The 26113-nt window shown below is 67.7% G+C and carries 20 protein-coding genes; 11 read left to right on the top strand and 9 right to left on the bottom strand.

What is annotated here, in order from left to right; genetic code table 11:
• Nucleotides 1–23: 23 nt before the first annotated feature.
• On the bottom strand, nucleotides 24–1571 hold the full coding sequence (locus J2728_RS12935) for a glycerol-3-phosphate dehydrogenase (RefSeq protein WP_309999707.1): 1548 nt from the start codon (nucleotides 1569–1571) through the stop codon (nucleotides 24–26).
• Between the two features lie 172 nt (nucleotides 1572–1743).
• On the opposite strand from J2728_RS12935, the gene J2728_RS12930 reads away from it, so the two are divergent.
• The gene (locus J2728_RS12930; protein WP_309999706.1) at nucleotides 1744–2514 is read left to right on the top strand and encodes a DeoR/GlpR family DNA-binding transcription regulator; all 771 of its coding nucleotides are present in this window, start codon (nucleotides 1744–1746) and stop codon (nucleotides 2512–2514) included.
• A gap of 21 nt (nucleotides 2515–2535) precedes the next feature.
• Here the strand turns inward: J2728_RS12930 and chrR are convergent, their stop codons facing one another.
• The 4 genes from chrR to J2728_RS12910 form a co-directional block, all read right to left on the bottom strand.
• Nucleotides 2536–3174 (bottom strand): cadmium/peroxide/UV radiation responsive anti-sigma factor ChrR, encoded by a 639-nt coding sequence (gene chrR / locus J2728_RS12925; protein WP_309999704.1) that lies wholly within the window; start codon nucleotides 3172–3174, stop codon nucleotides 2536–2538.
• Nucleotides 3171–3731, bottom strand: coding sequence for a sigma-70 family RNA polymerase sigma factor (locus tag J2728_RS12920; protein WP_309999700.1), 561 nt, complete (start codon nucleotides 3729–3731; stop codon nucleotides 3171–3173). The genes chrR and J2728_RS12920 overlap by 4 nt, the downstream gene beginning before the upstream one ends.
• Nucleotides 3732–3812: 81 nt before the next feature.
• Nucleotides 3813–4601, bottom strand: a complete 789-nt coding sequence (locus J2728_RS12915; RefSeq protein ID WP_309999698.1) for a DUF1365 domain-containing protein — start codon at nucleotides 4599–4601, stop codon at nucleotides 3813–3815.
• A gap of 2 nt (nucleotides 4602–4603) precedes the next feature.
• Nucleotides 4604–5980, bottom strand: a complete 1377-nt coding sequence (locus tag J2728_RS12910; protein ID WP_309999696.1) for an NAD(P)/FAD-dependent oxidoreductase — start codon at nucleotides 5978–5980, stop codon at nucleotides 4604–4606.
• 163 nt (nucleotides 5981–6143) lie between these two features.
• On the opposite strand from J2728_RS12910, the gene J2728_RS12905 reads away from it, so the two are divergent.
• Nucleotides 6144–6545 (top strand): DUF2177 family protein, encoded by a 402-nt coding sequence (locus J2728_RS12905; RefSeq protein WP_309999694.1) that lies wholly within the window; start codon nucleotides 6144–6146, stop codon nucleotides 6543–6545.
• Nucleotides 6546–6558: 13 nt separating this feature from the next.
• On the opposite strand, the gene J2728_RS12900 is transcribed toward J2728_RS12905, so the two are convergent.
• Nucleotides 6559–7299: a Crp/Fnr family transcriptional regulator gene (locus J2728_RS12900; protein WP_309999692.1), complete on the bottom strand. Its 741-nt coding sequence runs from the start codon at nucleotides 7297–7299 to the stop codon at nucleotides 6559–6561.
• Between the two features lie 226 nt (nucleotides 7300–7525).
• Here J2728_RS12900 and J2728_RS12895 point away from each other — a divergent pair, with 226 nt between their 5' ends.
• Nucleotides 7526–8260, top strand: coding sequence for a Crp/Fnr family transcriptional regulator (locus J2728_RS12895; protein ID WP_309999689.1), 735 nt, complete (start codon nucleotides 7526–7528; stop codon nucleotides 8258–8260).
• Between the two features lie 30 nt (nucleotides 8261–8290).
• On the opposite strand, the gene J2728_RS12890 is transcribed toward J2728_RS12895, so the two are convergent.
• Both J2728_RS12890 and J2728_RS12885 read right to left on the bottom strand, forming a co-directional pair.
• Nucleotides 8291–8500 (bottom strand): hypothetical protein, encoded by a 210-nt coding sequence (locus tag J2728_RS12890; RefSeq protein WP_309999685.1) that lies wholly within the window; start codon nucleotides 8498–8500, stop codon nucleotides 8291–8293.
• Nucleotides 8501–8537: 37 nt separating this feature from the next.
• Nucleotides 8538–9470 (bottom strand): iron-containing redox enzyme family protein, encoded by a 933-nt coding sequence (locus J2728_RS12885; protein ID WP_309999683.1) that lies wholly within the window; start codon nucleotides 9468–9470, stop codon nucleotides 8538–8540.
• 354 nt (nucleotides 9471–9824) lie between these two features.
• Here J2728_RS12885 and J2728_RS12880 point away from each other — a divergent pair, with 354 nt between their 5' ends.
• The 8 genes from J2728_RS12880 to J2728_RS12845 all read left to right on the top strand — a co-directional run bounded on the left by J2728_RS12880 (nucleotide 9825) and on the right by J2728_RS12845 (nucleotide 25268).
• A complete protein-coding gene (locus tag J2728_RS12880) occupies nucleotides 9825–11186 on the top strand; it encodes a glycoside hydrolase family 53 protein (RefSeq protein ID WP_309999681.1) in 1362 nt (453 codons plus the stop codon).
• 117 nt (nucleotides 11187–11303) lie between these two features.
• On the top strand, nucleotides 11304–13955 hold the full coding sequence (locus J2728_RS12875; protein ID WP_309999679.1) for a TonB-dependent receptor: 2652 nt from the start codon (nucleotides 11304–11306) through the stop codon (nucleotides 13953–13955).
• 199 nt (nucleotides 13956–14154) lie between these two features.
• Entirely contained in the window at nucleotides 14155–16650 is a 2496-nt protein-coding gene (gene galA, locus J2728_RS12870) for a beta-galactosidase GalA (protein WP_309999677.1), read from the top strand.
• A 389-nt stretch (nucleotides 16651–17039) separates the two neighbouring features.
• On the top strand, nucleotides 17040–20144 hold the full coding sequence (locus tag J2728_RS12865; protein ID WP_309999676.1) for a TonB-dependent receptor: 3105 nt from the start codon (nucleotides 17040–17042) through the stop codon (nucleotides 20142–20144).
• Between the two features lie 98 nt (nucleotides 20145–20242).
• Nucleotides 20243–20965 carry a SapC family protein gene (locus tag J2728_RS12860; protein WP_309999673.1) on the top strand — a complete coding sequence of 241 codons (723 nt, stop codon included), beginning with the start codon at nucleotides 20243–20245 and terminating at the stop codon, nucleotides 20963–20965.
• The gene (locus J2728_RS12855; RefSeq protein ID WP_310000107.1) at nucleotides 20890–21996 is read left to right on the top strand and encodes a cupin-like domain-containing protein; all 1107 of its coding nucleotides are present in this window, start codon (nucleotides 20890–20892) and stop codon (nucleotides 21994–21996) included. The genes J2728_RS12860 and J2728_RS12855 overlap by 76 nt, the downstream gene beginning before the upstream one ends.
• A gap of 20 nt (nucleotides 21997–22016) precedes the next feature.
• Nucleotides 22017–23516 (top strand): tryptophan halogenase family protein, encoded by a 1500-nt coding sequence (locus tag J2728_RS12850; protein WP_309999671.1) that lies wholly within the window; start codon nucleotides 22017–22019, stop codon nucleotides 23514–23516.
• A 210-nt stretch (nucleotides 23517–23726) separates the two neighbouring features.
• On the top strand, nucleotides 23727–25268 hold the full coding sequence (locus J2728_RS12845) for a TolC family outer membrane protein (protein ID WP_404979761.1): 1542 nt from the start codon (nucleotides 23727–23729) through the stop codon (nucleotides 25266–25268).
• A gap of 55 nt (nucleotides 25269–25323) precedes the next feature.
• Here J2728_RS12845 and J2728_RS12840 read toward each other — a convergent pair whose 3' ends face one another.
• The gene (locus tag J2728_RS12840) at nucleotides 25324–26079 is read right to left on the bottom strand and encodes a DUF599 domain-containing protein (RefSeq protein ID WP_309999667.1); all 756 of its coding nucleotides are present in this window, start codon (nucleotides 26077–26079) and stop codon (nucleotides 25324–25326) included.
• Between the last annotated feature and the right edge of the window lie 34 nt (nucleotides 26080–26113).

Genomic DNA, 26113 nt, shown 5'->3' with positions numbered 1-26113 from the left:
ATTTTTATTTTGTTGTAGTCTGGCTAAACCGTTGTTCGTCTTTGGTCAAGCCAATCTTGAGAAGTGGTCAAACAGTCGCGGGGCGCGGCCTTTCCAGCAAGGTAGGCCTCTAGGCGCGCCGCCCCTTCGGACGGCAGGTGCAGGCCCAACTTGCCGCGCCGATAGAGGATGTCCTCGGCCGTGCGCGCCCACTCCTCGGCGACCAGATAGTCGACCTCGGCGGCGTGCAGCCCCGCGCCGAACGCCTCGCCCAGGTCGGCCAGGGTCTTGGCGCCGGCCAGGAATTTCCGGGCGCGCGTTCCGTATGAGCGCGCCAGGCGCGTGGCCATGTCCTCGGGGAGGAACGGGAATTCGTCGCGCAGCGCCCGCGCCAGGGCGGCGCGGTCCAGGTCGGGCAGATCGCCGCCCGGAAGAACGGCGCCGCGCGTCCAGGAGCGATCGGCCCGTGGGAAGAACGCCGCCAGCCGGTTCATCGCCTGATCGGCCAGGTGACGGTAGGTGGTGATCTTGCCGCCGAACACCGACAGAACCGGCGCCTCGCCCTCCGGGGCGTCGACTTCAAGGACGTAGTCGCGGGTCACCGCCGAGGCGCTGTCGGCGTGGTCGTCGAACAGCGGGCGAACGCCCGCGTAGCTCCACGCGACATCGCCCGGCGTGGTCGGGCGGGCGAAGTAGCGGTTGATGCTCTCACAGAGATAGTCGACTTCCTCGGCCGAGATCTTGGCCGGTCCCGGCGGCGCGTCCCAGGCGACATCGGTCGTGCCCACCAGGGTGAAGCGGTCCTCGTAGGGGATGGCGAACACGATCCGGCGGTCGGGGTTCTGCAGCATGTAGGCGTGATCGCCCTCGAACAGGCGCGGAACGACGATGTGGCTGCCCTTGATCAGCCGGGTGCCGCTGCCCGTCTTCACGCTCAGCGCGCCGGTCAGGACCTCCGAGACCCAGGGACCCGCGGCGTTGACGATCGCGCGGGCGCGGACGTTGTGCTCGGGACCGACCGCCGGTTTCAGGCGGGCTTCCCAGAGGGCGCCGACCCGGCGGGCCGAGACCAGCTTGGTGCGGGTCTCGACCACGGCGCCGCGCTCGCGGGCGTCCATGGCGTTGAGCGTGACCAGGCGGGCGTCGTCGACCCAGCAGTCCGAATAGGCGAAGGCCTTGCCGTATTCCGGTTTCAGAGCCGCCCCCTCGGGCGCGCCCTTCAGGTTCAGTCCGCGCGAGCCCGGCAGACGCTTTCGGCCGCCCAGGTGGTCGTAGAGGAACAGGCCCAGCCGGACCAGCCATGCGGGGCGTGTCGCGTGGGCGTGCGGCAGCACGAAGCGCAGCGGCCAGATGATGTGCGGGGCCATGGCCAGCAGCGTCTCGCGCTCCTCGAGCGCTTCGCGGACCAGCTTGAACTCATAATATTCGAGGTAGCGCAGGCCGCCGTGCACCAGCTTGGTGCTGGCCGAGGACGTGGCGCTGGCCAGGTCGTTCTGTTCGACCAGCAGAACCGACAGTCCGCGTCCGGCCGCGTCGCGAGCGATGCCCGCGCCGTTGACGCCGCCGCCGACCACCAGAAGGTCGAACTCCATGCCTGACGCTCCTTCCACGTTGCGCATTGCTAGCGTATTCCTATAAAAATCGCAAATACGAAATCAAAAACGAAACTCAGAGCGAAAAGCGCGCGTGGATCCGAAACCGATCCGGCGGGCGCGCTGGTCAAGGGCGACGCCGACGCGCTAAGCCGGGGATGGAGGTGCGTTGATGGCTATCGAGCAACGTCACGAGGCGATTCTCGCGCTCGCCCGCAAGAGCGGGCGGGTGACGGTCGAGGCCTTGTCCGATCAGCTTCAGGTCTCGCGGCAGACGATCCGCAAGGACCTCAACGACCTGTGCGACCAAGGGCTGCTCAACCGCGTGCACGGCGGGGCCGTGATCGGGGCGGGCGGGGTCGACAACCTGGAATACGAGGCGCGGCGGGTGCTGGCGCGCGAGGCCAAGGAAGCGATCGGGGCGGCGGCGGCGGCGCTGATCCCGGAAAAGGCCTCGCTGTTCATCAATATCGGCACGACCACCGAGGAGGTGGCCAAGGCCCTGCAAGGCCGCACCGGTCTTCTGGTGATCACCAACAACCTCAACGTCGTCGACATTCTGGCGTCATCGCCGGGTATCGAGGTCATCGTGGTGGGCGGGCGCGTGCGGAGCGCCGATCGCGCCTCGGTCGGGGCCTTCGCCGTCGACTTCATCCGCAACTTCAAGGTCGACTTCGCCATCATCGGCGCGTCAGCCATGGACGAGGACGGCTCGCTGCTGGACTTCGACATCAACGAAGTGCAGGTCTCGCAGACCATCATCCAGAGCTCGCGACGGGTGATCCTGGTCGCCGACAGCCAGAAGCTGGGCCGGCCCGCGCCGGTGCGCATCGGCCATATCGGCGATGTCCACGTCTTCGTCACCGACCGGCTGGACAGCCCCGAGCTGGCGGCCAAGTGCGAAGCCGAAGGCGTCCGGGTGATCGAGACCTCGCCCGCGTAGGCGCGGCCCCCGGGGCAAGCCTCAGAGCTTGACGAACGGCGCCAGCAGGCGGCCCAGGCGGCCGGGCAGAACGATCTGGCCGTCCAAGGCGGCGACGCAGAGGCAGGGCTCCTCGGAGACGACGCGCGGCTGGTGCGTCACCTTCGGATCGGCCTCCTCGAAGTCGCCCTGGGCGAAGACGCCGTCCTCGGTGGCGTAGGCGCCGCTGATCACGCAGGTCAGCTCCACGCCGCCATGGGTGTGGCGTGGCGCGCACTGGCCCGGCGCGATCCGCAGCAGGATCACGCGGCAGTCGCCGTCGCGCGGCCCGATCACATTCCGCACATGCACGCCGGGGCCCGCCCAGCGCCAGGGACCCAGGGGCAGGCCGCGTAGAGGCTCGGGCAGCGACGGGTCGGCGGTAGCCGGGGCGGCGGGCTCGGGCGTCGAAACGGGGGCGTCCAGAAGGGCCAGCGCCGCCTCGCGCGCGCCGGCGCCCAGAGCGACCGGCTCGGCGTCCTCAAGCATCGCGCCGCCGACGGCGCGGCCGAGATCGGCCCACGGACGGGTCTCCGGCTTCAGCGCCAGATGCGTGGCGACGACCACGGCCTCGGGCGCGCTGAGCGTGCCCGCCGCGTAGGCCAGCAGTCGTTCCTCGCTCGGTTGACGTCGAAGGCTCATGCGGCGCCTCCGCCGTCGCGTTCGATGAAGGCGCGGAGCTTCATCATGCCGAAGCGGATCCGCGCCTTGACGGTGCCGAGGGGAACGCCCAGGGCCCGCGAAATCTGGGTGTGGGTTTGCTCTTGGAAAAAGGCCATCTCGATTGCTCGGGCTTGGTCTGGGTTCAGGGCTCGCATGGCGGCCCTGACGAGTTCGACGTCCTGCGCGCCGCTGAGGATCGCGTCGGGCTGCTCGGGCTCTTCGGCGGCCAGGGCGAGATCGGCGGCGTAGACGCTGGCGTCGCCGCGTCTCAGGCTGTCGATGCGCAGGTTGCGGGCGATGGTGAAGATCCAGGCCGCCGACGAGGCGCGCTCCGGATTAAACAGATGCGCCTTGCGCCAGACGCTGAGCAGGGTCTCCTGCGCCAGCTCCTCGGCGGCGGCGGCGGGAGACCCGGCGCGCATCAGCAGCGCCTTCACGCGCGGCGCGTAGTGGTCGAACAGGGTCGCGAAGGCCTCGCGGTCACGCTCGGCGGCGATCCGCAGCACGCAGGAATCGAAGTCGCGCGACGTGGTCACGGCGCGATTTCGGGAGCGGTGAGGGGCGGCCTGAGTCGCATACATGTCCACAATACGCCGAAAGGTTCGATTTGGATGACTCTAGCTTGTCGAGCTCGCGCCGAGGGTCACGGCCTCGGGCGGCAAGGGTGGGCGAGGGCGCGGCCAAATGCCCCGCGCCACGATGCGGATCGCCTCCCAGTGGATGCCCGCGATGACCTTGAAGCTCAGCAGGGGGTGCTTCAGCCAGGCCTTCAGCAGGTTGGCGTCCGTGAGCGCGCCGTGCTGGCCCGCGAACCGCGCGGTCAGGATGGCCTGATCGCCGCGACGCGCCGAGACGCTGACGGCGATGGCTTCACCGGGCGGCAGGATCTCGAAGTCGTAGGTGAGATCCATGTCCATGAAGGGCGAGACGAAGAACCGCTTGGGCGCGCTCTGCCGCACCGGTCCAGCGCCGGCCCCAAAGCCGGATTCTGGCGCGGCGGCCAGATAGCTGTGGCTCTGGCCGAAGGTGTTGCGCACCTCGTACAGGATCGCCGCCAGTTCGCCGTCGGCGCGGTGGCAGAAATAGAGGCTCAGCGGATTGAAGCCATAGCCCAGGATGCGCGGCATGCAGAGCAGGCGGACGGGCCCGTCGGCGACGATGCCAGCTTCGCCCAGGCGCTCGCGGGCATAGGCCTTGAGATCTCCGCCCGAGCGATCGCCGTGATCGGCGGCGCGGAACGACATCAGGCCGAAGGCGCCAAACCTCAGCAGCTTCAGTCTCGACGCCAAGGCCGACAGCTCGTCCAGATCGAGCAGCAGCATGAAGATGCGATAGCGCAGGCGATGGGAGGCGGGCGAGAACCGCCGGTGCGTCACGACCCCCTCGTAGATCGCCGAAGCGCTCATCGTCAGGCGGCCCGTTCCAGCGGCGTGGCGCCGAGCAGGGGGCGCAAGGGAATGCGGCCATTCTCGTCGGCCACGCTCCAGGGCCGGCGAACGCCGCCCAGCTGTTCGGCCACGGCGAGCCCTGATTGCAGACCGTCCTCATGGAAGCCCGCGCCGAAATAGGCGCCGCAGAACCAGGCGCGACGGACGCCCTGCAGGCTCCATAGGTCGTTCTGGGCCGTCAGGGCGCCGGCGTCGAAATGCGGGTGCTCGAAGCTCCGCGCCTCGTGGACCAGGTCCTCGCGCGGCGCGATGTGCGGATTGAGCGTGACGAACAGCGGCGGCGCGCCCTTCAGGCTCTGCAGGTGGTTCATCCAGTAGCTGACGCAGCCGGCGGTCGGATCGTCGCGCCGGCCCAGATGGTTCCAACTGGCCCAGGCCATGCGTCGGCGCGGCATCAGGCGCTTGTCCTGGTGCAGCACGACCTCGTTGGTCGTGTAGCGGAACGCGCCCAGCACAGAACGCTCCCGCGCGTCGGCGTCGGTCAGCAGGGACAGGGTGGTAGGGGCGTGGGTGGCGAAGACCACATGGTCGAAGATCGTCTCGCGGCCGTCGGCCTCGACGATCTTCACGCCGTCGTCGGACCGCGTCACGGCCTTGATGCGGGCCGACAGGCGCACGCGCCCGGTGAAGGCGGCGGCCAGGGCGTCGACATAGGCGCGGCTGCCGCCATCGACCGTCCGCCAGGTGCGCCGGCCGACGAACCGCAGGAGGTCATGGTTCTCGAAGAAGCGGATGAAGGCCGCGGCCGGATGCTCGCCCGCGCCTTCGATGGTGGCCGACCAGATGGCCGCCGCCATCGGCAGCAGGTGATCCTGGCTCAGCGCCGCGCCGTAGCCGTTGTCGCGCAGGTACTGGCTCAGCGACACCACGGGATCCAGCGTCGCCAGATGGCCCGGCGCGGTGCGGTAGAAGCGGTTCAGGTCGCGCAGCATCGACCAGAAGCGCGGACGCAGCAGGGCGCTGGGCTGGGCGAACAGCGAGGCCAGGCTTTTGCTGCCGTACTCCAGGTCGCCGTCGTCCAGCGAAATGGCCAGAGACATGTCGGCGTGCTTGGTGGGCGTCCCCAGGTGCTGGAACAGCGCCGTCAGGTTCGGATAGTTGAACTCGTTGTAGACGATGAAGCCCATGTCCACGGGCACGGCGCCCTTGGACGTCTTCACCTCGACCGTGTGGGCGTGGCCGCCCAGTTGATCGGCGGACTCGAACAGGGTGACGTCGTGGCGTTGGCCCAGCAGCCAGGCGTTGGAGAGGCCCGAAATCCCGGCGCCGATGACGGCGATCCGCATGGGGGCGCCATGGCCAGGATTCACCGGAAACTCTCCGTGCATGGGCCGCATCGACGATCTCCTGGAATTCCGCGCGAAAGGCGCGCTTGCTCCTATCTACGGTCGAAGCTCGCGAGCGGACGAATGCGTCCACTCAAGTTTTTCCCGCGTAACGCCTTCCGAACCCGAGACAGCGCCAAGCCGTTTGGCGCATGGATCGCGATGGAGTTCGTCGATGAAGGTTGTCGCCGCCTATTTCGCCGCCATGGCCGCGTTCCTTGCCCTGGATTTCGTCTGGCTTGGGACGATGATCGACCGGCTCTACAAGCCCGCCCTGGGCGACCTTCTGTCGCCGCGCCCCAACGTGGCGGCGGCGGTGGTCTTCTATATCGCCTATGTGGCGGGGATGATCTTCCTGGCCGTGGCGCCGGCGGTTCGCGAAGGCGGCATGACGCGCGCGGCGATCAACGGCCTGGTGTTCGGCGCCGTGGCCTACGCCACCTATGACCTGACCAACCACGCGACGCTGCGGGGATGGTCGACGCGCCTGACCGTCATCGACATCACCTGGGGCGCGTTCGCCTCGGCCGTGGCCTGCGTCGCCGGCTACGCGGCCTGGAAGGCGCTCGCGAAGTAGGCGATCGGAGCCGTCAGCCGCTGGAGGCTCTCAGGGCGATGTCCGGGGTCTCCCTTTGCGGACGAAGTCGCTCAGGGTCGAAGCCGCCAAGGCGCGCCAGGCCCTCCCAATCTCCGATCTTGAGGACCCCCTTGCTCAACGTCGCCAAGCCGTCGTCGCGCAGGGCGCGCAGAACTCTATGGACGTGGACGACGGACAGGCCCAGCGCGTCGGCGATATCGGCCTGGACGGCGGGAAACGCGCATTCGCCGTCGCCGGCCAGTCGCAGCGCCGCCTGCCGCCAATAGACCTCGCAAAACAGATTGGCCGCCCGCCCCGGCGCCGTGCGACGACCCAGGCCGACCATCCAGTTGCGTTGCCGCTGGGCTTCGGTCAGCGCCACGCGGCACAGCGCCGCCAGCAGGTTGGGATGGGCGCGCAGCATGGTCCTCAGTTCGTGCGCGGTGGTCATCCGCGTCTCGCAGACGCCCAGCGCCCGGACCTCGTGGTCGAGACCGACATAGAGGCCGCCCACGTCGATCAGGTCGCCGGGCGTGGCGAGGCCGAAGATCTGGCGTCCGCCATCCGGCGGCGCCAGCTGCTTCACCGCCAGGCCCCGCGCCAGCAGCCGAAGACGCGAGCGCGCGCCGGCCGGAACCATGAGCTGACCCGGTTCGAAGCGTTCGATCTCTTGCGAGCAGGCCATCAGGTCGTCCCGCGCGCCCTCGCGCAGGGGGCCGAACAGGTCGAGGCTGGCGATCAGCAGTCGGTTCACGCCGACGCTCCGGTCGCGAAACGGGCGCGGCGCACGACTTTGGCGACAACGAAATGACGGCTTCGTTCGTTGAAGCGGTCGGCGGTGGAACTCGGCAATACAGATCTCCGCGAGAGCGTCTCGGCTTAGGCGCGCCCGCGAAGTTCCGCCCTAACCTAGGTTAGCCCCGACGATCTTTTGATGGGCGGAGGCCGCGGTCTGGTCGAGGAAGGGGCTCTGGGTCGCCATGTCGTCATCGCCAAGCATCGGGCCCCTCGTTCGCAAGATGGCGCGGCGCGACGCCCTGTCCGCCTTGGAGCGCGAGGCGCTGGCGGGTCTTCTCGGGCCCGAGCGCGCGGTCAAGGCCGGGGCGGTGCTAGTCGCCCCCGGCGATCGGCCCAGCTACAGCACCTTCCTGATCAGCGGCTTCTGCGCCCGCTTCAGCGTGACGGCCGCCGGCGGCCGTCAACTGACCGAGATCAACGTGGCGGGCGATTTCATCGACCTGCACAGCATGCTGATGCGCCAGATGGACCACGGCGTGGTGGCGCTGGCGGACTCGGTCGTGGCGTTCGCGCCGCACGCGGACCTGCGGCGGCTGACCGAACAGCATCCTCACCTGGGCAGGCTGCTCTGGCTGGAGACGGTGATCGACGGGGCCATCCATCGCCAGTGGCTCGTCACCATGGGCCAGCAGGACGCGGCCAGCCGGCTGGCGCACCTGATCTGCGAACTCTATCGGCGGCTGGAGGCGGTCGAGCTGGCCAGCGACGGCCAGCTCAGGATTCCGATGACGCAGGCCGACCTCGGCGACGTGCTGGGCCTGACGCCGATCCATGTGAACCGGGTGCTGATGGAGCTGCGCCGGGAAGGGCTGATCGAGTGGAAGGGCGCCCAGGTGACGATCCCGGACTGGGACCGCCTGGCCACGTTCGCCGAGTTCGATGCGACCTATCTGCGCCTCCAGAGCGACGCGGTCTGAGGTCGATCTCGGACCGCCTCGTTTCCGAGACTAGGCCGCCTGGGCGGCGGGGCAGGCGTCCAGCCGCGCCTGGCTGACGCGCGCGGCGACGATGTCCCGCACGACCAGCGCGGCCGCGATCTTCTTGCTGGGCGCGATCCCCTGGGAGCGGACCCGTCCATCGCGCTCGATGGTCCGCCAGAGCCACGCGCCGGCGCCGCGCGGAGCGATCGAGAACCGGATCAACTTGTCTTCACGCATGACGCCCCCTGGGGCTGGAGATGAGACGGCGACGGCTTCATTCGGCCGCGTAGACCAACGGGTGGGTGTGCGCCCACAGATGCGCGCGGTAGGTGTCGAAGCACTGCTCGCCGCAGAGCAGGCGCATGACCGCCCCCTCGGCGATGAAGCGGGCTCGCGAGGGATCCTCGGCGACCAGCGGGATCAGCGCCTCGGCGTTCCAGGCCTTGGAGTGCTCGATGTCGATCTGGGCGTGGAGCGCGAAGTACTTGCGCGTCTCCGGCGAGACGCCGACGCGCTTGAGGCCGGCGTCGACGCGGGACACGCGGGTCGGGGCGGTCAGCTCGACGACGCCCAGCGCCCCGATCGAGTGCCACGTATAGCGGCGCGTGGTGGCGAAGGCGGTCATGGTGTTGGCCAGGCACAGCGACTGCCAAAGCGTGGTGTCGATGGTCGGGGTCAGGCCCAGCGTGGCGGTGGTCCGCGTCAGCATCGGACCGTGCATGCCGCGCGCGCTTCCGCGGCCCATCTCGTCCCAGTAGTTGCGGGCCAGCTCCAGCTTGGCGCGATCGGGGATCTTCACCTGGGTCATGGCGACGAGGTCGTCGAAGCCCGCCTCGCCCGCGGCTTCCTGGGTGAGGAACCACTTGATGTCCTCCAGGCTCGCCTCGCCCTCCAGCCAGTCGAACAGCGGGTCCCACTGACCAGGGCCGTGGTCCTTCAGCGCCTCGAACCAGGCCACGAAGCCTTCCGGATCCTCGGGGACCTCGGCGACCAGCGACGAGACGTGGGCGCGGAAGGCCTCGACGAACTCGCCCTCCAGCCGCTTCATCAGCCGCTCGCGGTCGAGGTCCTCGCGCCAATCGTCCGAGGGCGCCGCCGGGGCGAGGCGGTCGTGGTTCCAGTGCGCCAGGCCCTTGTGCAGGGCTTCGGCGTCCGGGAACCGGGGGCTGAAATGACCGAGACGCGAAAGGCGATCGCCACCAAACATGCTTGCTGCTCCGAGCATCCGCGGGGAGGGGCGAGGGGATCTCCGCGAGATCACGATCGGCTCTCCCAGAAAGAGAATGGGCCGCTTCGCGGCGGTGAGCAGGACAAACGAGGGCGCGGACGCCAATGTTCCACGCCGGCGGCCAGGGGCGCGCGCGCTGTTGAAGAACACCCTGGCGACGGGCTCGAGGCTCGCTCTTTTGATAGCCCGCGCCGTTCGGCCCCTCCCAGAGTCCGCCCCAGGAAGGCGATCCAAGAGGGCGATCCCCGCGCGAGGCGCCTTGCATCCAAATTATACGATAAATATTATTCAAACTTGCTTTTGCGGCCGGCGAGTGGCCGCGACGGAGGAAACATGTCTGTCTCGAACCCGCGCCGCGTCGCCCTTGCTTCCGTGCTCGCCCTGTCGATGGCTTCGCCGTTCGGCTCGGCCGCGGCGGCGCCGAAGACGTATCTGGGCGTCGACATCTCGTACGCCAACGAGATGGAGGACTGCGGGGCGGTCTATCGCGCGGGCGGCAAGACCGTCGAGCCTTACGCGTTCTTCAAGCAGTCCGGCGCGAACCTCGCCCGCATCCGCATCTGGAACGATCCGGACTGGACGCCCTATTCGAACCTGAAGGACGTCAAGCGCAGCATCGCCAAGGCCAAGAAGGCCGGGATGCAGGTGCTGCTGGACTTCCACTATTCCGACGACTGGGCCGACGGCGACAAGCAGATCGCGCCCAAGGCCTGGGCCAAGCTGTCGACGCCGGAACAGGCCAAGGCGCTGTACGCCTTCACCCGCGACACCCTGGCCGAGCTGGATCGCGAAGGCCTGGCGCCCGACATGGTCCAGGTCGGCAACGAGACCAATGGCGAGATCGTCTCCAGCCTGGAGAAGGCCAAGGAGCCGATCAACTGGGAGCGCAACGCCCTGCTGTTCAACGCCGGCATCAAGGCCGTGCGGGACGCCAGCGCGGTCTCGGCGACCAAGCCCCGGATCATGCTGCACATCGCCCAGCCCGATAATATCGAGCCCTGGTTCGCGGCGGCGGCCAAGGCGGGCGTGACCGATTTCGACCTGATCGGGATCAGCTACTACAGCAAGTGGTCCAAGCGCTCGATGGCGGAGCTGGGCCAGACCATCAATCGCCTGCGCCACCTCTATTCGGCCGACGTCGTGGTGGTCGAGACCGCCTATCCGTTCACCAATGACGGCGCGGACGCCTCGCCCAATCTGCTGGGCGAGGACTCGCTGATCGCCGGCTATCCGGCGACGCCCGCGGGTCAGAAGAAGTACCTGACCGACCTGACCCAGCTGGTCTTCGCCAATGGCGGGGTCGGGGTCGTCTACTGGGAGCCGGCGTGGCTCTCGACCAAGTGCAAGACCCGCTGGGGCGTCGGCTCGAACTGGGAGAACGCGGCCCTGTTCGACTTCAAGGGCCAGGCCCTCGAAAGCGTCGACTGGCTGAAGACGCCCTATGTCATGCCCGTGGACGTGACCTTCCGCGCGACGGCGCGCGGAGAGGCGGCCCGCTTCATCGACGGCGACTTCCTGGGCGGCGTCGGACCGCGCCCGATGACTTTGGAAGGCGGGGCGTGGACCTATCGCGCGAGACTGATGCCAGGCGCCTCGGTGACGGCGGCCACGGCCGCCGAAGCCTCGGCGGTGGCGGACGCGCCGGCCAAGACCGCGGCCGTCGGCAAGGGCGCCTCGGTCATCGCCCTGGACTGACCGGCCAAGCGGCTTGTCATGTCCGATTGATATGATAATTAGCCGCGCAATTCGCTCTGATCCCAAGGGCAGCCCCGCCGAACGAAGCGTGGGCGCCGCGCCTTGAGGGGGAAACTCATGACTCGTCATTCCATGCTCTTCGCCGCCGCCAGCGGCTTCGCCATGCTCGTGGCCGCCGGCGCGCACGCCCAAACCGCTCCGGCCACCGACGCCGCCCAGGTCGAGGAGGTCGTCGTCACCGGCGTCCGCAAGAGCCTGCGCGACGCGCTCGCCGTCAAGCAGGGCTCCGACAAGGTCGTCGAAGCCATCTCGGCCAAGGACATCGGCGTCCTGCCCGACGTCACCATCGCCGAGTCCATCGCCCGCCTGCCGGGCGTCAACGCCACCCGCGACCGCGGCAACGACAGCCAGGCGGTGGTTCGCGGCCTGGGCGCGCGCCTGGTGCTGGGCACGGTCAACGGTCGCGAGGTCGCCTCGACCGAGCCGGACCGCAACGTCCGCTGGGAAATCTACCCGTCGGAAGTCGTCTCGGGCGTCGAGGTCTACAAGTCGCAGTCGGCCGACCTGATCGCCGGCGGCGTCGCCGCGACCATCAACATCAACACGATCGCTCCGCTGGACTATCGCGGTCCCGAGTTCGTGGTGCGCGCCGGCCCCGTCTTCTACGACGGCGGCAAGGACATCCCGAACTACGGCACGACCGGCTATCGCGGCTCGGGCTCGTGGGTTCGCAAGATCAATGACGACCTCGCCGTCGTCCTGGGCGTGACCGCCCAGCGCCAGAAGAACGGCTACGGCTCGTTCACGGGCTGGGGCTACAACGACTCCAACGCCCGCCCGCCCGCGGGCGCGAGCGACTACAGCAGCGACCTGAACCGCGACGGCAAGCTGGACGCCACGCCGTGGGGCGCGCAGATGTCGGCCAGCCGCATCGACCAGAAGCGCACCGGCGTCTCGGGCGGCCTGCAGTACAAGCCGACCGACAATTTCGAACTGAAGGCCGACGCCCTCTATTCGAAGATCAAGATCACCGAGGTCCAGGACCAGACGGTCTGGGGCGACGGCAAGTGGGGCAACTGGAACACCGGCACGAACAATGTCGGCTGGAACGACGACGTCTACAACGCGCCCGGCGCGTCCTACACGCTGATCAACAACACGGTGGTCGCCGCCTCGCGCCTGCCGTTCAGCCCGGTCAAGACCGTGCTGGCCAAGTACAGCGAGGACAAGGATCTGTTCGCCGGAGGCCTGAACGGCAAGTGGACCGGCGACCAGTGGACCGTCATCGGCGACGTGTCCTACTCGAAGGCCAAGCGGACCAACAGCTGGCAGGCCGTGCGCTTCGAGGCCTGGCCGACCTGGACCAGCTTTGACTGGCGCGCGGGTGTGACCCCGACGATCACCACCGGCGAAGACAACAGCAAGCTCACCCAGACCGCCGATCTCGCCGGCTCCTTTGACGGCCCCGAGCACCTGAACGACGAGCTGAAGGCGGCCGCCCTGGACTTCACCCGTGACTTCGGTGGCGGCGTCGTGAAGAGCGTTCAGTTCGGCGCCCGCGCCTCCGACCGCGTGAAGAGCCACAGCAACTTCAGCTTCGCGCCCACGGCTACCGGCGCCACGGTGCCGGCCAGCCTGCTGACCGCCTACAAGCTGAGCGACGGCGCCAACGTGCCGGCGATGCTGACTGGCGACATCGACAAGATCGCCGCCGTCGCCTACGGCGCGAACGCTTTCGACGTCTCCAAGGCGACCGAGAAGCTGGCCGAGCGTTGGACCGTCCAAGAGAAGGTCTACGAAGGCTACGGCAAGCTGAACTTCGCGGCTGATGGCCCGGCCGGCCTGTGGGTCACCGGCAATGTCGGCGCGCGCGTCGTCCACACCGAGACCAGCAGCGAAGGCCTGCAACAGAACACCGCCAGCGCTTTCGTCCCCGCGACGGTCGACAACGACTATACGGACGTCCTGCCCTCGGCGAACGCCAAGCTGGACTTCGGCGGCGGCAAGGTCGTGCGCCTGGGCCTGGCCAAGGTCATCGCGCGTCCGCCGCTGGACGAGCTGCGCGCCAGCCGCAGCCTGTCCAACTGGGCGCCGTGGACCGGCAGCGCCGGCAATCCGAAGCTGAAGCCTTTCGAGGCCACTCAGTTCGACGCCTCGGCCGAATACTACTTCCGTCCCGAAGCCCTGGTGGCGCTGTCCTACTACTACAAGGACGTCGACTCCTACATCGGCTGGAAGCAGACCCCGGTCGTGTTCGGCGGCCAGACCTACACGGTCGCCAGCCCCACCAACGGCGGCAGCGGCCACATCCAGGGCGTGGAAGTGACCTTCCAGACGCCGTTCTTCTTCCTGCCCGGTCCGCTGAGCAAGTTCGGGATCTACTCGAACTACGCCTACGTGCAATCGAACCTGAAGGAGTTCTCGCCGGCCAACAATCCGCTGCGGATGACCGGCCTGGCCAAGAACACCGCCACGGTTGACCTGTGGTACGCCGACGGTCCGATCGAGGCGCGCCTGGGCTGGAAGTACCACTCGCCGATGACGGTCATCTATGGCTGGAGCGGTTCGGATCTGCAGACGCTGGAAAGCGAGAAGACCCTCGACTTCAGCTCGTCCTACAAGATCAGCGAAAACATCAGCGTCCGCCTGCAGGTCAACAACCTGACCAACGAGACGCTGCGCATGTACCGCGACAACGACCCGAACCGCATCGGCCGCTACGACTCCTATGGTCGTCGCTACCTGATGGACGTCACCTTGAAGTTCTAGAACGTGACGGCCGAAAGCGTATGCGATTTCGGCGCCTGCTACGTTCTAAGTATTTGAAATGGAGCCTGTTTATCTGTTTTCGATGTTCCATCGGAAACAGACGGGTTCTAGAACGTCGATCCTCCCCGACGTTCCCTGCGCTGGGGAGGAGGCCACCTGCCTCCTCCCCATTTTTTTGACTTATCGAGAGGCTCGCCCCATGGCTCAGATCAACCGACGCCAGGCCCTGGCCGCCGCTGGGGGCGCCGCCCTTCTGGCCAATGCGCGGTCCGCCGCCGCCGCGCCCGCCGTCGCGCCGACCGCGACCATCGACCTGGCGCCGCGCGAGCGCTCTTCGCTGGACTTCGGCTGGCGCTTCGCCCTGGGGCACGCCTCGGATCCCGCCAAGGACTTCGATTTTGGGGGCAATCAGCGCACCTACGCCAAGGCCGGCGCCGATGCGCCCAACTGGTGGGTCGCGGCCGCCGCCCAGAAGACCTTCGACGATAGCACCTGGAAGCCGGTGACCCTGCCGCACGACTGGGCGGTCGAGCTGCCGTTCGTCGACAACCCCGAATACAAGCCCTCCGGCAAGCCTGACGACGAGGATGTGCTGGCCGCGCACGGCTACAAGGCGTTGGGGCGTCGCTTCCCCGAAAACAGCATCGGTTGGTATCGAAAGACCTTCGCCCTGCCGGCCAGCGACGCGGGCAAGCGCCTTTCGATCGAGTTCGACGGGGCGTTCCGCGACACCCTGGTGATGGTCAACGGCTACGTCCTCGAGCGCGAGGAGAGCGGCTATTCGCCGTTCCGCGTCGACATCACCGACATCGCCAACATCGGCGGTGACAACCTGATCACCGTGCGCGTCGACGCCAGCCTGGGCGAGGGCTGGTTCTACGAAGGCGCGGGGCTTTACCGCCACGTCTGGCTGGTCAAGACCGCGCCGGTGCACGTGCCGCAATGGGGCGTCTTCGTCCGCGCCAAGGTCGACGGCACGGTCCAGATCGACACCGACCTCGTCAACGAGTCCGACGCGGCCCAGGCCTTCGAGGTCTCGCACGCGGTGCTGGACGCCGCCGGCAAGCCCGTCCTGGCCGTCGCGCCCGCGGCCGGCCGCCTGCCGGGTTGGGAGCGTCAGAGCCTGTCCCAGACCGTGACCCTGGCCAATCCGGTGCTCTGGTCTCTGGAGAACCCGCACCTCTACACCCTGGTCACCGAGACCAAGGTCGGCGGCGCCGTCGTGGACCGCTTCGTCACGCGCTTTGGCGTCCGCTCGATCCGCTTCGACTCGGCCAACGGCTTCTTCCTGAACGACAAGCCGGTGAAGCTGAAGGGCAGCTGCAACCACCAGGACCACGCCGGCGTCGGCGCGGCCATCCCGGACGCGCTGCAGGTCTGGCGTCTGGAGCAGTTGAAATCGATGGGCTCCAACGCCTATCGGGCCGCCCACAACCCGCCGACGCCCGAGCTGCTGGACGCCTGTGACCGCCTGGGGGTCCTGGTCATCGACGAGACCCGCCGCATGTCCAGCGATCGGACCTCGATGGACGAGCTGGAGCGCCTGGTCCGCCGCGACCGCAACCACCCGTCGGTGATCCTGTGGTCGATCGGCAACGAGGAGCCGCAGCAGGCGACCCCGCGCGGCGTCAAGGTCGCCACGACGATGAAGCGCCTGGTCAACCGCCTGGACCCCACCCGCCTCGTCACCGCGGCCATGGACAACGGCTTCGGCGAGGGCATCAGCGCGGTCATCGACGTCCAGGGCTTCAACTATCGCCACGAGAAGATGGACGACTTCCACGCCCGCTTCCCGAACATGCCGATCATCGGCACCGAGAGCGCCAGTGTCGTCTCCACGCGGGGCGAGTACGTCCGCGACGAGGCCAAGTCGTATGTTCCGGCCTATGACACCGACCACCCGTGGTGGGCGACGACCGCCGAGAAGTGGTGGAGCCACGCGGCCGACCGGCCCTGGATGGCCGGCGGCTTCATCTGGACCGGCTTCGACTATCGCGGCGAGCCGACGCCGTTCAATCGCTGGCCCAGCATCAGCTCGCACTTCGGGGCCTTGGACACCTGCGGCTTCCCGAAGGACAACTACTATTACTACCGCGCCTGGTGGCGGCCCGAGCCGCTGCTGCATCTGCTGCCGCACTGGAACTGGGAAGGCCGCGAGGGCCAGCCGATCGCGGTGTGGGCGCACAGCAACTGCGACAAGGTCGAGCTGTTCCTGAACGGCAAGAGCCAGGGCGTGCGCGACGTGAAGGCCAACCACCACGTCGAATGGTCGGTGCCCTACGCGCCGGGCGTGCTGGAGGCTCATGGCTACAAGAACGGCAAGGTGATCCTGCGCGAGCGCCGCGAGACCGCCGGTCCGGCCGCCGCCCTGCGCCTGACCGCCGACCGCGCGCGTCTCGCCGCAGACGGCCAGGACGTGGCGGTGCTGAAGGTCGAGGTGCTGGACGCCAAGGGCCGTCCGGTTCCGCGCGCCGAGAACCTGGTCCGCTTCGAGCTTTCCGGCCCGATCGACCTGATCGGCGTCGGCAACGGCAACCCGACCAGCCACGAGAGCGACGTCGCGCTTCAGCGCAAGGTCTTCAACGGTCTGGCCCAGGGGATCGTCCGTACCCGACAGAATCAGTCGGGAAGAGGGCGGGTGATCGTCAGCGCCGCGGGTCTGAAAAGCGCGGCCCTGGATGTTGCGTTGATATAACGCCGCAACGCGAAATTTTCCTACGCCCTTGCGAGACGAGTGTCGGAGCCGGCGCTCGTCTCGATGCGTTTCTACGCACGGAAACCGGTTACCGTGCTGAAATAGTCAGACTGTTGGCAAGGCCCGAGGCATGGCTTTGTGTGGCGCCCGCGAAGAGCGCCGAAATCGCGGCCCATTTGTCATAAGAATGGCCGGAAAAACTGCTTGAAAAAAGATTGCCAGCGCTGTCATTTTGGCGTTGCGGCAGTCGTGGACCGATGTTACCGCTAACTCGTCTCTCGTGCCCTGGTTGTCCATCAGGCGCCCGGAACGGGAAGAGCGGCCGGGAAATGCTTCCGGATCGTAACAATAACATCGCCCCATAGAGGGCTTTATTAGGGGGAACGGCTATGAAGCGGCTTCGTCGCTTGAACGCGTCTGCCTCTTGCGTCGCCATCACGGCGGCCATGTTCGCCAGCCCGGCGCTGGCTCAGCAGACCACAACCACCACCGTCGATGAGATCGTCATCACGGGCATTCGCGCCTCGCTCGAGCGTTCGATCGAGATCAAGCGCACCAACAGCGGCGTGGTCGACGCCATCTCGGCCGAAGACATCGGCAAGTTCCCGGACACCAACCTGGCTGAATCGCTGCAGCGGATCACCGGCGTGTCCATCGACCGCACCAACGGCGAAGGCTCGCAGGTCACGGTCCGCGGCTTCGGCGGCGGCTTCAACCTGGTGACCCTGAACGGCCGCACCATGCCGACGGCCAACGTCGCCACGGTCGGCGGCGACCAGTCGTCGGACACCGCGGGCGGCACCAGCCGTTCGTTCGACTTCTCGAACCTCGCCTCGGAAGGCGTGACCACGCTGGAGGTCTACAAGACCGGCCGCGCGGCCATTCCGTCGGGCGGCATCGGCGCCACGATCAACGTCAAGACCCGCCACCCGCTGGACGCTCGGGAGAGCGGCCTGAGCGGCAGCATCGGCGTCAAGGGCGTCTATGACCAGAGCATGGACAAGAAGGTCGACGACTTCGGCCACAAGATCACGCCGGAAGTCTCGGGCCTGCTGAACTGGACCGACGACGACAAGAAGTTCGGCGTCGCCCTGTTCGGCGCCTACCAGAAGCGCGACTTCACCAGCCGCAGCGTCACGTCGAACGACTGGAACATCCGTCCCTTCTCGGAATTCAACAATCCCGCCAACGGCTTCGTCCGCAACGGCGGAGCGACCCAGATCACGGGCGCGCCGGCTAGCGGCTCGACCCTCGTGGCGATCCCCAACGACAGCCGCTATCACTTCGCCCAAGGCGAGCGTGAGCGCATCAACGGCCAGCTGACGGCGCAATACCGCCCGACCGACAGCCTGACGATCACGGCCGACGTGCTGTACGCGCAGAACAAGTCGTTCGAGCGCCGCAACGACAGCACCAACTGGTTCAACCGTCCGTTCGACAAGGTCACCTTCGACAACAACCCCGTCGTCGCCACCGCCGTCCTGCTGTCGGAAACGCTCAGCGGCACCAAGGACATGGGCTTCGAGCAGCAGTATCGCAGCAACGAAGACACCCTGAAGTCCTACGGCCTGAACGCCGAATGGGACCTGTCGGACCGCGTCCGCGTCCGCCTGGACGGCCACATCTCGAAGGCCGACTCCGGTCCGGACTCGCCGAACGGCACCAGCTCGACCACCGTGTCGATCGGCGCGCCGATCGTCTCGTCGCACTCGGTCGACTACAGCGGCAAGGTTCCGATCCAGAAGATCACGATCAATGACGCGGGCCCGCGCGGCAACGGCAACGGCGTGATGGACGTGGGCGACCTGGGCAGCCAGGTGGCGCGCACCTGGACCAACCGCCAGCAGCACGAAGTCAAGGAAATCCGGGGCGACCTGACCTGGGATCTCGACGACAACGGCAGCCGCTTCGACGCCGGTTTCAACTACCGCACGTCGAAGATGGTCCAGTCGTCCAGCTCGACGCAGCAGGACCTGGGCAGCTGGGGTATCTCGAACCCGCGCGACGTCCAGCAATACGCCGGCAGCCTGGTCAAGGCCTTCTGCATGGCCTGCCAGTTCAACGACTTTGATCTGCAGCAGAGCGGCCCGGGCCTCGTCTCGTTCCGCGCCAACGCGATCGACCTCTACAACGCCATGTCGGCGCCGTACGCAGCGCTCGGCAACGCGGTCGGCATCACGGGCCAGGCCCGCAACCAGGTCGATGAAGACATCCTGGCCGGCTACGCCCAGGTCACCTGGAAGTCGGAACTGGCCGGTCGTCCCGCGACCCTGGTCACTGGCGTCCGTTATGAGCGCACCGACGTGACGTCGACCTCGCTCATCCGGACTCCCAGCGCCATCGTCTGGACCGCCGACAACGACTTCCGCCTCGACACCGCCAGCAGCTTCTCGCCGCTGTCGGGCAAGGGCAAGTACAACAACCTGCTGCCGGCCCTGGACTTCAGCGTCGACATCCGGGACGACCTGATCGGTCGCTTCTCGTTCAGCCGCACGATCGCGCGTCCGGACTACGGCAACCTGTTCGCCTCGCAAACGGTGGGCACGCCGAACCGTCCGGTCTCCAACGGGGCCATCCCGCTGGGCACCAGCGGCAACCCGGACCTGGAGCCGCTGATCTCGGACAACTTCGACGTCTCGCTGGAGTGGTACTACAAGCCCAGCAGCTTCGTTTCGGCCGGCTTCTTCGAGAAGCGCGTGAACAACTTCGTCGGCACCGGCACCTTCACCCAGAACCTGTTTGGTCTGCGTGACGTCAGCTCGGGCGCGGACGGCACGCGTTCGGGCACGGCCAAGGCGCTGCTGACGGCCATCGGCGCCGATCAGACCGACGTCAACCTGTTCACGATGACGGCCCTGCTGCAGACCACCGGCTCCTCGGCGGCGGCTCAGGCTCAGTTCCAGGCCAACCGCGGTACGGGCGGCGACCTGAACCAAGCCTTCGTCGACCAGATCCTGGCCGCGGTGGACATCGCGCCGAACAGCAGCGATCCGCTGATGAACTTCCAGGTGTCCAAGCCGATCAACAACCGGACCGGCAAGATCCACGGCTTCGAAATCGCGGCTCAGCACTTCTTCGGCGACACCGGCATCGGTGTCTCGGGGGCCTATACGATGGTGCGCGGCGACGTCGAATTCGACAACGGCGCGAGCCCGTCGCAAGACCAGTTCGCTCTGCTGGGTCTGTCGGACACGGCCAACGCCACGCTGATCTACGACAAGAACGGCATCTCGGCGCGCCTGACCTACAACTGGCGTGACAAGTTCCTGCAAGCCACCAACCGCGGTGGTTCGCGGAACCCGGTCTATGTCGCGCCCTTCACGCAGATCGACTTCAACATCAGCTACGACGTCACGCCGAAGCTGGCGGTCTCGTTCGAAGGCATCAACCTGACCAAGGAGCACGTGCGCACCTACGCTCGCGATCCGAACCAGCTGTGGTTCGCTCAAGAGCTGGACCGTCGCTTCCTGCTCGGTGCTCGCTACCGCTTCTAGGTCTGGAGTTTCCTAGAAGTCCAAGGAGGGGCCGCCGCGCTTGCGGCGGCCCCTTTCTTCCTTTGAAGTACGCTTGAGACAGCGTGAGTGCGGCCCCGATGAACCGAGTGCTTCTGAACAATGTCGATCACGCCGACCTGCGGGTGATCGCCGGCCACGGCGCGGCCTTTGGGGACGCGATCAACCAGACCCTGATCCTGCCCACCGAGTTCGAGGCGGCCCAGCGCGAATATCCGATCCTGATCCGCAAGGACGCCGCCGGCGCGTACCAGGCCGTGGTCCTGCTGGGCCTGGACCGCGACGAGAACCTCTTCCTGGACGAGACCGGCTGGAACGCCCGCTATGTCCCGGCCGTGCAGCGGCGCGGGCCCTTCTCCATCGCCCTGCAGCGCGATGGCGTCGGCGGCGAACCTCGCCCCATGATCCATGTCGATCTCGACCATCCCCGCGTCAGCCGCGATGACGGCGAGCGCCTGTTCCTGCCGGCCGGCGGCAACGCGCCGTACCTGCAGTCCGTCAGCCGCGCGCTGGGCCAGATTCACGACGGCCTCGAGATCGCCGGTCCCATGTTCGCCTTCTTCGACGAACTGGGCCTGATCGAGCCGATCGATGTCGAGATCAAGCTGGACGACGGGACCACCTACGACCTGCCCGACGTCTTCACCCTGGCGCCCGACCGGCTGGCCGCGGTGACCGGCGAGCCGCTGGAAAGGCTTCACCAGTCGGGCCTGCTGCGCGCCGCCCACTGGATCATCGCCTCCATGGGCAATATCGAGGACCTGATCGCCCGCAAGGCGCGGCGCAAGGCCCTGCTGGCATGACCGCCCCGACGGCCCGCCGCGTGCTGGAGGCCGCCGTCGCCGCGCCGGCGGACATTCCGTTCGACGCCATCCTCGCGGGCCAGACGCCCATGCTGTTCAAGGGCCTCGTTCGCGACTGGCCGATTGTCCAGAAAGGCCTCGAATCCAGCCAGGTCGCCCGCGACTATATTCGCGGCCACGACCAAGGCGGCCGCGTCGTTGGCTATTCGGCGGGGCCGGAAATCCGGGGGCGGTTTTTTTACGACGAGACCCGCGCGGCGGTGAATTTCAGGGCCGAGCGCGCGCCGTTGGAGACCTTTCTGAGCCGGCTGGAAGAGGTCGAGGCGCTCAACGACGCGCCCGCCGTCTATGTCGGTTCGGCCGATCTGGACGCCTATTTCCCCGGCCTCAAGGCCGAGAACGATCTTGGCCTGGGGCCCGAGCTCTATGGCGACCAGCCGCCGATGGCCGGCATCTGGATCGGCAACCGCACGGTGGCCGCCGCCCATTGGGATATGTCGAACAACATCGCCGTCTGCGCCGCGGGGCGCCGGCGCTTCACCCTGTTCCCGCCCGACCAGGTCGCCAACCTCTATCCCGGGCCGCTGGAGCCGACGCCGGGCGGGCAGGTGGTCAGCATGGTCGATTTCGAGAATCCGGACTTCGACGCCCACCCCGGCTTCCGCGAGGCGCTGGCCACCGCGCAGGTGGCCGAGATGGAGCCCGGCGACGTGCTGGTCTATCCGGCGCTCTGGTGGCACCAGGTCGAGGCGCTGGAGCCGTTCAACATCCTGATGAACTACTGGTGGAACGCCGCGCCGGTTCACGCCGACACGCCGATGAACACCTTGCTGCACGGCCTGCTCAGCCTCAGGGATCGTCCTGAGTTCGAGAAACAGGCCTGGAGAGCGATGTTCGACTACTACGTCTTCGGTCCCGCCGAGCGGGCCGGCGCGCATCTGCCGGAAGGCGCGCGCGGGCCGCTTGGGCCGATGGACGCGATGACCGCGCGGCGGTTGCGCGCGCAACTGCTCGACCGGCTCAACCGATAGGATCCAGAGGGAGTGACGCCATGACCGAGCAGAGAATCCGCAAGGTGGTGGTCGCGGGCGGCGGCACCGCCGGCTGGACCGCCGCCGCCGCGCTCGCGCGGCAGCTCGGCCCCCTGCTGGACATCGCCCTGGTCGAGTCCGAGGACATCGGCACGGTGGGGGTAGGGGAGTCGACCATCCCCACGGCCCGCACCTTCAACGCCCTGCTCGGCATCGACGAGGCCGCGTTCATGCGGGCGACCCAGGCGACCTTCAAGCTGGGCATTTCGTTCGAGAACTGGGGCGAGATCGGCGATCGCTACATCCACTCGTTCGGCCAGGTGGGCAAGTCGACCTGGATGGGCGGCTTCCATCACTTCTGGATGCAGGCCCAGGCGCAGGGCTTCGGCGGAGACCTGGGCGACTACTGCCTGGAGCTGAAGGCGGCCGAGGGCGACCGGTTCTTCACGGGCGAGAATGGCCCGCTGAACTACGCCTACCACCTGGACGCCGGCCTCTACGGCCAGTTCCTGCGCCGGATGGCCGAGGCCGACGGCGTCAAGCGCGTCGAGGGCAAGATCGCCAGCGTCCGCCAGAGCGCGACCGACGGCTCGGTCGAGGCGCTGGTCATGGAGTCGGGGCAGGTCGTCGAGGGGGATCTCTTCATCGACTGCACCGGTTTCCGGGGGCTTCTGATCGAGCAGACCCTGAAGGCCGGCTACGAGGACTGGGACCACTGGCTTCCGACCAACAGCGCCCTGGCCGTCCAGACCCGCTCGACCGAGCCGGCCAAGCCCTACACCCGCGCCATCGCCCACCACGCCGGCTGGCGCTGGAAGATCCCGCTGCAGCACCGCGTCGGCAACGGCCTCGTCTACTGCAACGAGTTCATGTCCGACGACGAGGCGCTGGCCCTGCTCCAGGGCGAGATCGAGGGCGAGACCCTGATCCCGCCGCGCCTGATCCGCTATCGCACGGGCCGCCGCCGCAAGACCTGGGACAAGAACGTCGTCGCCCTGGGTCTCTCCAGCGGCTTCGTCGAACCCCTGGAATCGACCTCGATCCATCTGATCATGGTCGGGGTCACGCGACTGATGCAGCTGTTCCCGTTCGGTGGGATCAGCCAGGCCGTGATCGACCGCTACAACCGTCTGGCCGATGACGAGCTGGAGAAGATCCGCGACTTCATCATCCTGCACTACAAGGCGACCGAGCGGACCGACAGTCCGTTCTGGGATCGCGTGCGCCAGATGGATATCCCCGACAGCCTGGCCCAGCGCATCGAGCTGTTCCGGGAAAGCGCCCAGGTCTATCAGGCGCCGGGCGAGCTGTTCCAGGTCGACTCTTGGCTGCAGGTGCTGCTGGGCCAACGCGTCCAGCCGGAGAGCTTCCACGCCATGGGCCGGCTGATGCCGCCGCAGCAGCTGAAGCAGGCCCTGGACGATCTGAAGCGCAACATCGCCGCCACGGTCACGCGCCTGCCTCAGCACCAGGCGTTCCTCGACGCCTATTGCGCGCCGCCGGTCAGCAAGAGCGCTTGACCGCCAAGCGTCGACCGGCGCGGCCCTTGGGCCGTGATATCCAGCGCGACAAGAATGTCACAGGGGCGGTGACTGTGTTTCTCCTTCTTGATTAAGCCACAAATAGAGGCTTGAACCGCCGCGACCCGGCGGCGCCGGCAAGTCAGGGAAACGCGAGTGCTGTCGAAAGTCCTGTTCCGTCGGACGTCCGTGATCGCCGTGGCGGTCGCCATGGCCGTGATGGGCCGCGCCGAGCTCGTCCACGCCGAAACCCTGGCCGACGCGATCACCGCCGCCTACCAGAGCAACCCCGCCATTCAGGCTCAACGGGCCTCGCTGCGGGGGCTGGACGAAAACTACGCTCAGGCCCGGGCGGCCTATGGGCCTCAAGCCAGCATTTCGACGGGCGAATCCTACGGCTACGCCAAGGGGCCGCAGACGCGCGCCTCGCTCACGCGCCCGCCCCCCGGCGAGGACGCGCTCAATCCGTCGACGGAGCTGTCTGTCAGTCAGGCGCTTTACACCAACGGCCGTTACGCCGCGCGTCTCGGCGCCGTGGAGGCCCAGATCAAGGCGGCCCGCGAGAATCTCCGTCGGATCGAGATGGACCTGCTGGTGCGCGTCACCAACGCCTATGTCGCGGTGCGGCGCGACCGCGAGGTTCTTCGCATCGCTCAAGGCGGGGAGACGTTTCTCCGCAAGCAATTGCAGGACACCCAGGACAAATACAGCGTCCGTCAGGTCACCCTGACCGACGTCAATCAGTCGAAGGCCCGTCTCGCGGCGTCCAGCACCCAGGTGGCCAACGCCGAGGCGCAACTCGCGATCACGGTCGCCAACTATGCCGCCCTGGTCGGGCGCCTTCCGGACAACCTCGAGCCCGAGCCGGATATCGACGGCCTGCCCACCACCCTCGACGAGGCCTTCAACCAGGCCGAACAGACGAACCCGTCCCTGAACGCCGCGCTCTTCACCGAGAAGGCGTCGCGCTTGAGCGTGGCCGAGGCGCGCGCCCGCCGTCTGTTCTCGATCTCGGCCCGCGCCGACTACCGCAACGGCCCGTTCTACGCCTACCGGGAAGGCAATCGTAACAATACGCTCAACGCGGCCATCACCCTGACCCAGCCCCTATACGCGGGGGGGCAGTTGAATTCCGAGGTCCGCCAGGCGATCGAGGAGAACAATCGCGACCAACTCCTCATCGAGGATGCTCGGCGCACGATGGTGTTGAACGTCTCGCAGTCCTGGAACCAGCTGACCGCCGCCCGTAAGGCGCTGGTTTCCACCGAAGAGGAAATGAAGGCCGACACGATCGCCTTCTATGGCGTGCGCGAGGAAGAACGCTTCGCGTTGCGCAGCACGATCGAGGTGCTGAACACCCAGGCCGAACTGCAGGGCGCCCAGATCGGCTTCGTGCGCGGTCGGGCGACCGAATATGTCAGCCGCGTGCAGTTGCTGGCGCAGATGGGCACGCTGGAGGTCAGCGACCTGGCGCCGGGCGTGGCGTCCTATGACCCCGCCCGCAACTTCAAGAAGGTTCGCTACAAGGGCGTGCTGCCGACCGACCTGATCGTCCAGACCATGGACAAGATCGCCCTGCCGATGGCGGCCAAGAAGCCGCCGGCGGGCGACACCACGCCGATCCGGCCGCCGTCCAGCGAACTGCCGGCCAAGCCCGAGTCGGCGGACAAGGTCACGCCGCCAGCCTCGATGAGCGACATGATGGCGCCCAGCGACGGCGAGGGCCCGCTAGTCACCGCGCCGAAGAACTAGCGCGCGATCGCGGCGTGCTCCCGCGGGGCCGCGCAGCGGCCCTCTCCCGGGGCGCCTACAAGCGGTCCTTCGGGGGATGCGGCGGCCTCTTCAGCTTGGTCAGGTGCGGTCCGTGCACGACCGGCTGGCGCTCCAGGATCTCGCGGACCTTGTGCACGGCGATCGAGGCGCGGCTGCGGCGCTGGCGCCAGAGCAACAGGGTCATGGCGCCCAAGGTGGCGGTCATGAAGGGCAGGGGGCCCAGCAGCCAGCACGCCGCCGCCAGGGCGAAGTAGTAGGCGCGGACGCCGGCGTTGAAGGCCGACAGGGCCGGGTTGAGGATGCCGCCCGCCGCCTCGGCGTATTCCTCCAGCACCTTGGGCGGGGCCCACATCGGCGCGGCGCCGATGGCGGCCAGGCAGTAGTTCATCTGCCGGATCGACCAGATGAAGTCCAAGAGGCCGCGCGCCAGGGCCACCAGCACCAAACCCAGCTTGATCTGGAACATCATCGGCGTGGTCTTGGCCAGCACCGCCAGGCCCTCGACGCTCCGCAAGGCGCTGTCGCCGCCGAACAGCACCCCGGCCGCCGCGGCGATCAGGATCAGGTTCGACGAGGCGAAGAAGCTGGCCGAATTGATCGCGTGGCCCAACAGCTGGCCGTCCAGCAGCGCGATCTCGCGTACCGCCATCTCCTGCATCCACCGGCGGCGGATCACCGTCATGTCGGTGTTGAGCACGCCCCCCGCCTCGCCCAGGCGGCGGAGCATGGGTTCGTACAGCAGCCAGCAGAGCGTGAAGGCGACGAGGACGATGATGTCGAGCAACGGCATGGGCGGCAATCTAGACGGGCGCGGAGAGTCGGAA

This window comes from Caulobacter segnis (assembly GCF_031454995.1).
GTDB lineage: Bacteria > Pseudomonadota > Alphaproteobacteria > Caulobacterales > Caulobacteraceae > Caulobacter > Caulobacter segnis_E.
The sequence above is the reverse complement of the archived record's forward strand: the minus strand, read 5'-3'. Positions and strand labels throughout refer to the sequence as shown.